The sequence below is a fragment of the Aquirufa originis genome, from assembly GCF_042714495.1.
GTDB classification, from domain to species: Bacteria; Bacteroidota; Bacteroidia; order Cytophagales; family Spirosomataceae; genus Aquirufa; species Aquirufa originis.
On the sequence record NZ_JBBKXY010000001.1, the window covers coordinates 548,772 to 560,508 of the forward strand.

At 42.9% G+C, this 11,737-nt stretch carries 12 protein-coding genes; 4 read left to right on the plus strand and 8 right to left on the minus strand.

Going from position 1 to position 11,737, the window contains the following annotated elements; genetic code table 11:
• Positions 1 to 121: 121 nt before the first annotated feature.
• Together SKC35_RS02295 and SKC35_RS02300 are read right to left on the minus strand one after the other, a co-directional pair.
• Complete coding sequence (locus SKC35_RS02295; RefSeq protein WP_377977875.1) at positions 122 to 982, minus strand: septal ring lytic transglycosylase RlpA family protein; 861 nt, start codon at positions 980 to 982, stop codon at positions 122 to 124.
• Positions 969 to 1,628, minus strand: coding sequence for a hypothetical protein (locus SKC35_RS02300; RefSeq protein ID WP_377977876.1), 660 nt, complete (start codon positions 1,626 to 1,628; stop codon positions 969 to 971). Before SKC35_RS02300 ends, SKC35_RS02295 begins: the two co-directional genes overlap by 14 nt.
• Before the next feature lie 64 nt (positions 1,629 to 1,692).
• On the opposite strand from SKC35_RS02300, the gene kdsB reads away from it, so the two are divergent.
• The 4 genes from kdsB (at position 1,693) to SKC35_RS02320 (ending at position 7,570) form a co-directional block, all read left to right on the plus strand.
• Positions 1,693 to 2,445 carry a 3-deoxy-manno-octulosonate cytidylyltransferase gene (kdsB, locus tag SKC35_RS02305; RefSeq protein WP_377977877.1) on the plus strand — a complete coding sequence of 251 codons (753 nt, stop codon included), beginning with the start codon at positions 1,693 to 1,695 and terminating at the stop codon, positions 2,443 to 2,445.
• A gap of 64 nt (positions 2,446 to 2,509) precedes the next feature.
• Complete coding sequence (gene metH, locus SKC35_RS02310) at positions 2,510 to 6,268, plus strand: methionine synthase (protein ID WP_377977878.1); 3,759 nt, start codon at positions 2,510 to 2,512, stop codon at positions 6,266 to 6,268.
• Positions 6,261 to 7,214: a methylenetetrahydrofolate reductase [NAD(P)H] gene (gene metF, locus SKC35_RS02315; protein ID WP_377977879.1), complete on the plus strand. Its 954-nt coding sequence runs from the start codon at positions 6,261 to 6,263 to the stop codon at positions 7,212 to 7,214. The genes metH and metF overlap by 8 nt, the downstream gene beginning before the upstream one ends.
• Positions 7,214 to 7,570, plus strand: a complete 357-nt coding sequence (locus tag SKC35_RS02320) for a CoA-binding protein (RefSeq protein WP_377977880.1) — start codon at positions 7,214 to 7,216, stop codon at positions 7,568 to 7,570. Before metF ends, SKC35_RS02320 begins: the two co-directional genes overlap by 1 nt.
• 4 nt (positions 7,571 to 7,574) lie before the next feature.
• On the opposite strand, the gene purS is transcribed toward SKC35_RS02320, so the two are convergent.
• From purS to selD, 6 genes are read right to left on the minus strand one after another with little or no spacing between them, the layout of a single operon-like run.
• Positions 7,575 to 7,826, minus strand: coding sequence for a phosphoribosylformylglycinamidine synthase subunit PurS (purS, locus tag SKC35_RS02325; RefSeq protein WP_130896307.1), 252 nt, complete (start codon positions 7,824 to 7,826; stop codon positions 7,575 to 7,577).
• Positions 7,826 to 8,539 (minus strand): CDP-diacylglycerol--serine O-phosphatidyltransferase, encoded by a 714-nt coding sequence (gene pssA, locus SKC35_RS02330; protein ID WP_377977881.1) that lies wholly within the window; start codon positions 8,537 to 8,539, stop codon positions 7,826 to 7,828. The genes purS and pssA overlap by 1 nt, the downstream gene beginning before the upstream one ends.
• The gene (locus SKC35_RS02335; RefSeq protein WP_377977882.1) at positions 8,536 to 9,177 is read right to left on the minus strand and encodes an MBL fold metallo-hydrolase; all 642 of its coding nucleotides are present in this window, start codon (positions 9,175 to 9,177) and stop codon (positions 8,536 to 8,538) included. The genes pssA and SKC35_RS02335 overlap by 4 nt, the downstream gene beginning before the upstream one ends.
• Before the next feature lie 2 nt (positions 9,178 to 9,179).
• The gene (locus SKC35_RS02340; RefSeq protein ID WP_377977883.1) at positions 9,180 to 9,878 is read right to left on the minus strand and encodes an SAM-dependent methyltransferase; all 699 of its coding nucleotides are present in this window, start codon (positions 9,876 to 9,878) and stop codon (positions 9,180 to 9,182) included.
• Positions 9,875 to 10,636, minus strand: a complete 762-nt coding sequence (locus SKC35_RS02345; protein WP_377977884.1) for an alpha/beta fold hydrolase — start codon at positions 10,634 to 10,636, stop codon at positions 9,875 to 9,877. Before SKC35_RS02345 ends, SKC35_RS02340 begins: the two co-directional genes overlap by 4 nt.
• Positions 10,636 to 11,673: a selenide, water dikinase SelD gene (selD, locus tag SKC35_RS02350; protein ID WP_377977885.1), complete on the minus strand. Its 1,038-nt coding sequence runs from the start codon at positions 11,671 to 11,673 to the stop codon at positions 10,636 to 10,638. Before selD ends, SKC35_RS02345 begins: the two co-directional genes overlap by 1 nt.
• Positions 11,674 to 11,737: the final 64 nt, after the last annotated feature.

The window sequence follows — 11,737 nt, forward strand, 5'->3', positions numbered from 1 at the left end:
GAATATCCAAACTAATACCGTTACCGCAACAGAAAACGCCGCAATAAAGGGGTAAGAAAGAATAAAGAATATCTCAAAAATAACGTGACCTGCGGTGATAGGCCTTTTTCTCTTGTTCATATTACTGCAATAAATAAGAGATTTCAGCTCTAACGCGCTTATCAACGGCATTCAATTTCTCAAAAGCTTTCGGGGAAAGTTTGATGATCACTTTGTTATCTCCGTTTGGTAAACGACCAATGACCTTCACCCAAATACTTTGGTTGTTTGTTAGATTCTTAACCAATACTAAGGTTCCGATAGGAGCGGTGCGGTGCAAGGCTAAGAATTTTCCGGAATTGTCAGGTACGTCGATTAGTTCCGCAATCCCTGTTTCAATCTTCTTTTTGATGTCTTCAGGGCCTTTTTCTTTAGCGGGAGCGACAACGGTTTCAGTAGGGGTTGGTGCTGTGGGTGCTGCCGCTTTCGCAGGTAATAAGTTGCTTTTATCTACTGCTATAGAGGAAGTCGATCCAGCAGGATCTGAAACGATTAAACGTTGACCTTCTTGCAAGCGATCGGAAGTCAAATTGTTCCATTTACGCAATTCCGCCATCGTTACCTTGTGCATGTTCGCTACAGAAAGCAAACCTTGCTTAGGTGCCACGATGTGAATTTCTGCCTCTTTCGGGGATTCTGCTGCTTTTTCTTCCACTACTTTAGGGGCTGGATTGCTTTCTTCTAAGTAATGCAAAGGGATATAAACGATTTCGCCCGTTTTGACAGGGATTTGAACATCGGTGTTAGCCGATTTGAATTCGCTTAACGATAAATTATACCGTTTTAGGATCGAAAATAGGGATTGCTTGGGACCTACTTTGAACAATAAAAAAGTCTTGTTGTTCTCCTTTTTTAAGCCCAATGAATCAAGGGTGTTCGCCTCAGTAGAAAACTGCAATGCAAATAAAAAGGCGATTAGTAAGGTTAGTTTATAATTTTTCATAAATCTTCAATTTCAGTTTATCCTTCACAAAAATCAATTGTTCATTGAGTAACGTAAAGGTTTGGTATCCGATGGTATCTCCTTCAGCGATCTGTTCTAATAGGATCGTGTTAAAGGCTAAATCACACACCCGAAGGTAGTTTTTCCAGCCATTATCGTAAAGATAATAAGAAAAAAGTAGCTTATCCTCACCTTCAAAATAATCTATTCCTTTTGCAATCGTTTCGTTGAATTGCTGCTGGAAAAAGGTTTGGAAGTCTTTAAAATAGTCTTGGCTTTCTTCGTAGTGCTGCGGTACTTGAAAAGAAAAGGCGTTTTCTGGGTTAATTGGGCGTGATTTTTCTTCTTTCAATAACTTCAGAGGATCGAGCGAATAGGTTTGTATCGACTCTATACCCGGGTTTTTTGATAGCTGTAATTTGATAAAGATCGCCTCGTTTTCTGAACCTTGTACAAAGTTTAATTGGGCATAATCAGAGGGAGCTTTTCCTAAAAGGTAAACCTTTTTAGTCGCTAAATCGATCGAATGCCAAAATGCCTCTTGCAATCCTCTTGTTTCCACCCATAATTGTGGCTTTTCTGGTTTTCCCCAGAAGCGGATACTCCAGATTGGTTCGGTAAAGGAATGTTCGAAAAATGCAGGCAAAGGGTCGAATGTTTGGAAATTATGTGCAAATTTGGCAAAAATCTACCGAAAATACGTAAATAATATGATGCACGGCAAAAAGGTGGTCGCGATTATTCCGGCTCGATTCGCATCCACTCGCTTTCCTGGAAAACCCCTTGTTGATCTAGGTGGAAAACCGATGATTCAGCGAACTTACGAACGAGTAAAGGCGGTAGAAGGCTTTGATCGAATTGTCATTGCGACGGATGATCAACGTATTTTTGATGCGAGTGTAGCTTTTGGTGCAGAAGTGATGATGACAGCTGAAACGCATTTAACGGGCACAGATCGTTGTGCCGAAGTGCTGAGTCGTTTGGGTGAAACGGTCGATTATGTGGTGAATATTCAAGGAGATGAGCCATTTATTGAGCCAGAGCAATTAAAGGAAGTCGCTGCTGGATTTGCATCTGATGCTCCCATTTTGACCCTTATAAAAAAGATAACAGACGTTGAAACCCTATTTAATACCAATACGCCTAAAGTGATTCGCGACGAAGAGGGCCATGCACTTTATTTTTCGCGCCAAACGATTCCCTTTTTAAGAGGGGTGGAGCCATCGGATTGGTTAAATAAACATACTTTTTTTAAGCATATCGGTTTATACGCTTATCGGGCCGATATTTTGCCTGGTTTAAGTGCACTTAAGCCTACTTCTTTAGAGCTGGCAGAATCCCTAGAACAGTTGCGCTGGATTCAAAATGGTATTCGAATTAAGGCCATCGAAACGCAATTTGAAACGATAGGTATTGATTCCCCGGAAGATCTCGAAAAAATTCAAAAAATGGGCCTCATTTAGGCTGAAAAGCGGTATATTTGCTAGATTTTTGGCATAAACATCTGTCAAAGATTCGATTATACTTATGCAAAGACCACAGATAAAAGACGTATTGCGCGAAAAGATTTTAATTCTTGACGGCGCGATGGGTTCTTTAATTCAACAATACAATTTAACGGACGCGGATTACCGCGGCGAACGCTTCAAGAATTTCCCGCACGAAGTGAAAGGAAACAATGATTTGTTGTCCATCACGCGTCCGGATGTGATCAAGGAAATTCACGCGAAATACTTTACAGCTGGTGCAGATATCGCAGAGACGAATACCTTCTCCGGGACTTCCATCGCGATGGCAGATTACCACATGGAGGATCTGGTCTATGAATTAAACTTCGAGTCAGCGAAAATTGCCCGTGAAGTAGCGGATGAATTTACGGCCAAAGATCCCTCCAAGCCCCGTTATGTAGCTGGTTCCATCGGACCAACGAACCGCACGCTTTCTCTTTCTCCAGATGTAAATGATCCAGGTTATAGAGCGGTCACTTTTGATGAATTAGTGGAAGCCTACACGGAACAAATACGTGGTTTAGTCGACGGTGGAGCTGATTTACTCTTAGTGGAAACCATTTTTGATACCTTGAATGCGAAGGCAGCCTTGTTTGCCATTGATCAATATTTCAAGCAAAATCCATCCAAGCCTTATTTGCCAGTGATGGTTTCTGGAACGATTACGGATGCCTCAGGGCGTACCTTATCCGGCCAAACAACGGAAGCCTTCTTGACTTCAGTTTCTCATATGCCTTTGCTTTCAGTGGGCTTAAACTGCGCTTTAGGTGCGGATTTAATGCGTCCCTACGTGAAGACTTTGAACGATAAATCCCCTTTCTTAGTTTCTGCTCACCCGAATGCGGGCTTGCCGAACGAAATGGGTGAATACGATCAATCCCCAGCTGAAATGGCGGTTATCATCGATGATTTCTTAGCAAACGGCTTTTTGAACATCATCGGAGGCTGTTGCGGAACTACGCCAGCGCACATCCAAGCGATTGCGGAAGTGGCAGCAAAGCACAAGCCGCACGTGATTCCGGAAGAAAATGTGAATCAAAAGCTATCGGGTCTCGAGCCTTTAGAGATTACGGAATTAACGAATTTCGTGAACGTAGGTGAGCGTTGTAACGTGACGGGTTCGAAGAAATTCGCGCGTTTAATTCGCGAGGAGAAATTTGAAGAAGCGATTGCAGTGGCTCGTGAGCAGGTAGATGGTGGTGCGCAGATTTTGGACATCAACATGGATGAGGGGATGATTGATGGCGTGAAAATGATGCCTCAATTCCTGAATTTATTGATGGCTGAGCCAGATATCGCTCGTTTACCGATTATGATTGACTCCTCGAAATGGGAAGTAATTGAAGCGGGTTTGAAATGCGTACAAGGTAAATCGGTGGTTAACTCGATCTCGTTGAAAGAAGGGGAGGGGAAATTCATTGAATCCGCGAACAAAGTGAAAATGTACGGCGCCTCAGTGGTTGTGATGGCTTTTGATGAAACAGGACAAGCAGATTCATACGAACGTCGGATTGAGATTTGTCAACGTGCTTACGATATTTTAGTCGATAAAGTAGGTTTTCCGGCTCAGGATATCATTTTTGACCCGAATATTTTAACGGTTGCGACGGGAATCGAGGAGCATAATAATTATGCGGTTGATTTCATTAAGGCAACAAAATGGATTAAAGAAAACTTGCCGCACGCGAAAGTTTCGGGTGGGGTTTCGAATATTTCCTTCTCATTCCGCGGAAACGAATTAGTGCGGGAGGCAATGCATACCGTGTTTTTGTACCACGCGATTAAGGCGGGTATGGATATGGGTATCGTAAATGCTAGTCAATTAGGCGTTTATGATGATATCGATACGATATTACGCGATTTGTGCGAGGATGTTTTATTGAATCGCAATCCAGAATCGACAGAGAAATTAGTGGCATATGCCGAAACGGTTAAGTCCGCAGGGAAAGAGCAAGTTGTTGATGATGCTTGGAGAAAGAATCCGGTAAACAAGCGTTTAGAGCACGCTTTGATTAAAGGTTTGACCGAATTCATTGATGAAGATGTAGAAGAAGCGCGTCAATTAGTGGAGCGCCCGATTCAGGTGATCGAAGGTCCGCTGATGGATGGAATGAATGTGGTGGGAGATTTGTTCGGTGAAGGAAAAATGTTCTTGCCACAGGTCGTGAAGTCAGCGCGTGTGATGAAGAAGGCGGTGGCCTATTTATTGCCTTATATCGAAGCAGAGAAAGAAGGCGGGGAGAGTTCATCGGCTGGAAAGATCTTGATGGCGACGGTGAAAGGCGATGTGCATGATATTGGAAAGAATATTGTGGGTGTGGTTTTGGCATGTAATAATTATGAAGTGATCGATATCGGTGTGATGGTCCCATGCGATAAGATCCTAGCTGCGGCGAAGGAGCATAATGTGGATATCATCGGATTATCCGGTTTGATTACGCCGTCTCTTGATGAGATGGTGTATGTGGCCAAAGAAATGGAGCGCCTCGGTTTCAAAGTGCCTTTATTAATCGGTGGAGCCACTACGTCCCGTATCCACACCGCGGTGAAAATTGATCCTCACTACTCAGGACCCGTGATTCACGTGTTAGATGCGTCCCGTTCCGTGCCCGTAGCAGGTCGTTTATTGCAAAGTGAATTGACCTCTCAAGAAATCTTTAATGAGATTAAAACGGAATATGCTGAATTAAGAACGGCTCACGCCGCTCGTCAGCAAGAGAAAAATTACTTGTCCATCGATCAGGCCCGTGCAAAATCGAGTGGCATTGAATGGACTGGATTTAAATCGAAACAACCGTCATTCTTGGGCGTGAAGTATTTTGAAGACTATTCACTAGAGGAAATTGCAAAATACATCGACTGGACGCCCTTCTTCTCGACTTGGCAATTGTCCGGAAAATACCCGCGTATTTTCGATAACGAAGTGGTAGGGAAAGAGGCGAAGAAATTATTCGATGATGCGCAGGCTTTATTGAAAGAGATTATTGCGAATAAATCGCTTCAGGCGAAGGCGGCTTTAGGATTTTTCCCGGCCAACTCGCTTGGAGATGATATTATCTTACACGATTACGTGGAGAAGGCGTTAGAGGTTGCTTGCGAGAAACACGGTTCTCATAAACAGGTTTCCTACGAGATTCAACCCAAAGACGAATCTTCTGACAAGAGCCAGTGGTTGCACCATTTGCGTCAGCAAGGCCAAAAAGCAAGTACGCTTCCTAACCGTTGTTTAAGCGACTTTATCGCTCCTTTAAACTCGGGTGAGACGGATTATATCGGTGCCTTTGCGGTGACGACTGGCTTGGGAATTGAAGCGCTGTTAGATAAATACGAAAAAGAGCATGATGACTATAACTCAATTATGGTCAAAGCTTTAGCGGATCGTTTAGCGGAAGCTTTCGCCGAATTATTGCACGAACGCGTGCGTAAGGAATATTGGGGTTATGCGGCTGATGAAACATTAAGCAACGAAGACTTGATTTCTGAGAAATACGACGGTATTCGTCCGGCACCGGGTTATCCGGCTTGTCCAGATCACACGGAGAAGAAGCGTTTATTTGAATTATTGGATGCGGAGAAGCAGATCGGGATTCAATTAACGGAAAGTTATGCGATGTATCCGGCCTCAGCGGTGTCTGGATTCTATTTCTCTCATCCGGAGAGTACGTATTTTGGTTTAGGTAAGATTGCCAAAGACCAGGTAACAGATTATGCGAAGCGCAAAGGAATGTCCCTAGACGACGTAGAAAGATGGTTAAGCCCCGTATTAAATTATGACTAAGATTACCAAATACTTTGAGGAAGCGGCGGGAAAATCACTTTTCTCGATTGAGATCATTCCACCGATGAAAGGCCAACATTTGGGCGAATTAATGTCGCACATTGAGCCTTTGATGGAGTTTAAGCCACCGTTTATCGAGGTGACGTATCACCGAGAGGAATATGTTGATAAAGTCGTGGATGGCGTTTCTAAACGCATTCCTATTCGCAAGCGTCCCGGAACCTTAGGGATCTGTGCGTCTATCATGCAGCGTTTTCAAATCGAAGCTGTTCCGCACGTGATTTGTGGTGGATTTACGAAAGAAGAAACAGAGGATTTCTTAATCGATTTACACTATTTAGGTATCGAGAATGCCCTTTTATTACGAGGTGATCAAGAAAAAGGCGAAGCCCATTTCGTGCCTAAACCTGGGGGTCATGCCTATGCTAACGAATTAGTGGAGCAAGTAGCGGCGATGAATCAAGGTATTTTATTGCACGAAGAAACAGAGTCTTTGCCGACGAATTTTTGTATCGGCGTAGCTGGTTATCCGGAGAAGCACATTGATGCTGTTTCCTTTGATCAGGACCTTCGTTATTTGAAGCAAAAGGTGGATGCCGGGGCAGATTATATCGTTACCCAGATGTTCTTTGATAACGCGAAGTATTTTGCATTCGTTCAGCAATGCCGCGAGATGGGGATTCATGTTCCCATCATTCCAGGTTTGAAGCCTTTAGCGACGGAACGTCAATTAGATATCTTGCCGGAGATTTTCCATTTAGAGATTCCTGCTGAATTTGTTTCTGAAGCACGTAAATGTGCTAATAATGCGGCTATTAAGCAATTAGGAATTGAATGGGCAGTACAACAAGGGAAAGAGTTGATCCAAGCTGGTGTGCCTGCCTTGCATTTCTATACGATGAGTAAATCTGATAGCGTGCGCGCTATCGCTGAAAAATTATTCTAATGAAGGTCTTAGTCTATGGTGCGAGTACAAATCCCAGTCGATATGCCTATATCGCTACGGAATTACTTTTGCAGCATGGACACGAGGTCTTTTTAGTAGGAATTAAAAAAGGGGAGGTTTTGGGCTTAACCATTCAGCAGGATCAACCTTTATTGCAAGATATCGACACTGTTACTTTGTACGTAGGTCCTGCGAATCAGGACGGACTAATTGATTATTTACAATCAATAAACCCTAGAAGGGTAATATTCAATCCAGGCACTGAAAATCCGGTGCTGGAGGAAGCCTTACTGAAAAGGGGAATAGAAGTAGAAGAGGCCTGCACGCTGGTTTTATTGCATACAGGCCAGTTTTAGGCTCTTATTGAGCTGTCAACGTAAACTCAAATTCCTCCATAATCAAGTTCGCTAGCAATTTCTTGCAAGCGTTAGTTACTACCTCATTCGCCTCAGCTTCAGAAGCTGCATCCACCGTTAATGTGATGTGCTTGCCAATACGAACGCCTGCCACTTGGTTAATACCTAAGTTTTGTAAGCCAATAAGTACCGCTTTTCCCTGAGGATCAAGGATTTCTTTTTGAGGCATTACGTTGATTTCAGCTAAGAATTTCATTATTTGTTTGGATTTAAAAGGAAAATAAGGCCGGAAAGGAGGATGTATGCGATCACTAAAACCGGAATTGCTGCAAATTTAAGCATAACAAGGGCAGCAATGCAAAAAATAAGGAAAATGAATTTTACTTGATTGCTTTTCCAATCCCAGGTCTTGAACTTAAATGCTAGCAAGGGCAATTCGCAGACTAACAGGTAACTCATCACCACCGCATAAATCAACAGGCCTTTAAAGGATAAAATATAGGCACTGTATTCTGGCTGGAAATGTAGAATTAAGGGTAAAGACGCAATTAATAGACCATTGGCTGGTGTAGGGACACCGATGAATTGATCACTTTGGCGGGTATCAATATTGAATTTGGCTAAACGATAAGCAGACATTAAAGCCAAAGCAAACACCATAAAGGGCTTATAAAATCCAAATAGACCTACCGTGCATTGCGTTCCGCAGCTTTGCTCTACTAAAGAAAATAGAATAAAGGCAGGTAAAACCCCAAAAGAGACCATGTCCGCCAAAGAATCCAACTCTTTACCTAGATCAGAATAAGCTTGCAAGGCGCGCGCTAAAAATCCATCGAAAAAATCGCAGACAAGGGAGATGAACATACAATAGGAGGCGCTCACTAAATCGCCTTGCATCACGAACCAAAGTCCGATGCAACCCGCTAATAAATTACCTAGCGTTAATAGGTTAGGGATTTCTTTTTTCATGCTTTTACGTAAGGATTTGATACTTTCTCCTCTCCGATGGTGGTGCTTCCTCCATGTCCAGGATACACAATCGTCGAATCAGGTAAAGTATATAATTGCGTTTGAATACTATGTACTAAATCAGCGTGATTGCAAAGTGGGAAGTCTGTTCTGCCCACACTTCGTCTAAACAACACATCTCCATCAAACAAAAGGCCCTCTTTTTCAAAAAACAAAGCCACATGACCTGGAGCGTGCCCCGGTACAAACAAGATCTTGATTTCCATTTCACCAATGTTTAATACTTGGTTGTCCTCGTACCAAACATCGACTTCAGAGGGTTGGTAGTGCGGGAATCCATACACTTGCGCCCGATTCGCCGCATCTTTCAATAGTGGTTCATCTTTCGGATGTAGGTAAAAAGGAATTTTGAATTCTTGTCTAAAATATTCCACACCTAGCACGTGATCGATATGTGCGTGCGTATTTAAGATATGAGTTAGTCTAATGCCTTTCTCTTCGATAAATGCTTTCAATGTTTGGCGCTCTTCGTAGGTATAACAGCCTGGATCTACGATAATGCCTATTCCCTGGGAATCCCAAATGATATAGGTGTTTTCTTGAAATGGATTTAAAGTGAAAGCTTGGTGAAAGATCATATTTATTTACCTAAAAGGAATATACAAGGTTTTTTGTGCAAATCAGGTTGCGCTTTTGCCCAGTCGCTAGCCTTTTTTGTTTGGACAAAACCAGTGGGCGCGGTTATGTCACAGGCAATGCAAATTAGGGAATCTGGTGCACATTGTGCAATTAGATCTTCAAGAAGTGCATTGTTTCGATAGGGTGTTTCAATAAAGATTTGTGTTTGTCCCCATTTAGTCACATCTCGATCTAATTGTTCGATTTTGCGAATTCGGGCAGCTTTATCGATGGGTAGGTAGCCGATGAAGGCGAAGCTTTGGCCTGAAAAACCAGACCCCATTAATCCTAATAGGATAGAAGAGGGGCCTACTAACGGAATGACTTCGATGTTTTGTTGCTGTGCAATGGAAACGGCTAAAGCTCCTGGATCCGCCACGCCAGGGCAACCTGCTTCAGAAATAACGCCGATATATTCGACTGAACTATGTTTTTTATAAAAATCAGTGACCGTTTTAGACTGAGTATCTTTGTCTAATACCTCAAAAACCAAGTTATCTATCTGGATTCCTAGTTTCAATTCACTGATGAATCTCCTGGCCGTTCGCACATTTTCAACTAAAAAATGTGTCGTCTGCTGAAGAGCCGCTAAGATTTGAGGGCTTAGGACTTCGGAAGACGTGTTTTCTGCAATCGGGCAGGGGATGAGAAAAATTTTCATAAATACGATTGAAGCGCCTGTAGAAATAGCTCTGGTTGATCCGCTTGCACCCAATGGCCCGCCCCTGGAATCTCTACAAGTTCAAAATTAGGGAAAATTTCCGCAATGTATCGCTCGTCCTCGGGTTGAATATAATGCGAATCAGCTCCTTTGATGAATAACGTTTCCGTATTCGAGGCAGCAGGAACGAATAATTCGTGCCCCACGACATCAATGTTTTTGGTGATTACTTTTAGATTAATTCGCCACGCAAATTGCTGTTCTGCGTTTCTATATAGATTCTTTAAAAGGAATTGACGAACGCCTTCTTTTTCTTCAAAGCGTTTCAAATGATCATTTGCAGCTTGGCGACTCTCCAGTGTCGTTAAATCTAGGCTGTTTAATCCTTCCAAAATGTGCGTATGGTGCACCGGATAGAATTTAGGTGCGATATCAACAATCACGATGCGAGAAGCGATGCCTGGGTGTAATAAATCAAACTGCATCACTACCTTGCCCCCCATGCTGTGGCCGATTAAAATAGGGTTTTCTAATTGATGCTCCTCTATAAATTCCAACAGATCCGCCGCCATTACCTCGTAATTGAATTCGTCTCCCCAGGGCGATTGTCCGTGGTTTCTTTGGTCCACTAAAAATACGCGGTGATTTTCTGAGATGGCTTTTCCAAAACCCAACCAATTATCGGAGGTCCCAAAAATGCCGTGTAGAATAATAACCGGCGTGCCCGATTCACCAAGTGCGCGATAGAATAATTTCATTAGGCTAAGTAAATGGCTTTTTCTTTGCGTTCCGTTAATTCCCCAATTGGACTTAGTTCAAATCCATTCTCCAGTGCGAATGCTTCGAATTCAGCCGTATGTTCCGCTTCCACGGCGATTAATAGTCCTCCAGAAGTTTGTGGATCCGCCCCTATATAGCGTTGGCGTTCAGAAATTTCCTCGCTCAAACGGTCACCATAGCTCGCCAAGTTACGAGCTGTTCCACCTGGGAAGCACTTTTGGTCTAAATAATGATCTATATTTGGTAATAGAGGTAGATTTTCGAACGCAATTTTCCCACTTAAACCAGATCCATCTGCCATTTCCACTAAATGTCCGAACAAACCAAAACCAGTCACATCCGTTAAAGAGGTAACATAAGGTAGGGGTCCAAGCTTTTCTCCAAATGAATTTAACGTGCTCATTTGCTTTACCGCACGAGCTAAATCGGCAGGACTAACAATGCCTCGTTTTTGGCCTGTCGATAAAATACCCACGCCCAATGGCTTCGTTAAGTATAACATACAGCCTTTTGTGGCCGTATCATTCTGTTTTAAATGTTCTTTGCGCACCTTTCCAGTAACCGCAAGCCCAAAAATAGGCTCAGGGGAATCAATCGAATGACCACCAGCCAATGGGATTCCTGCTTCGGCACAAGCCGCGCGTCCACCTTCTAATACTTGAGCGGCGATTTCAGGAGCTAATTTATCAATCGGCCAGCCTAGGATAGCAATGGCCATCAAAGGACTTCCGCCCATGGCATAAATATCAGAGATCGCATTGGTCGCTGCAATTTTTCCAAAATCAAATGGATCATCCACAATCGGCATAAAGAAATCCGTCGTCGAAATAACAGCCTCTCCATTCTGCCAATCAAATACCGCCGCATCATCACGACTCTCGTTTCCGACTAATAAGAGGGGATGGGAGGCCTTCGGTTTGTCTGATTTAAGGATTTGGTCCAAAATCTGAGGGGATATTTTACATCCGCAACCTGCGCCGTGGCTAAAAGAAGTTAATTTGATATTTTCTGACATTTTATAATATTAGGCTACAAAATTATTCTTTAAATAATTAAAAATTAAGTTTCTGTTAAATAAA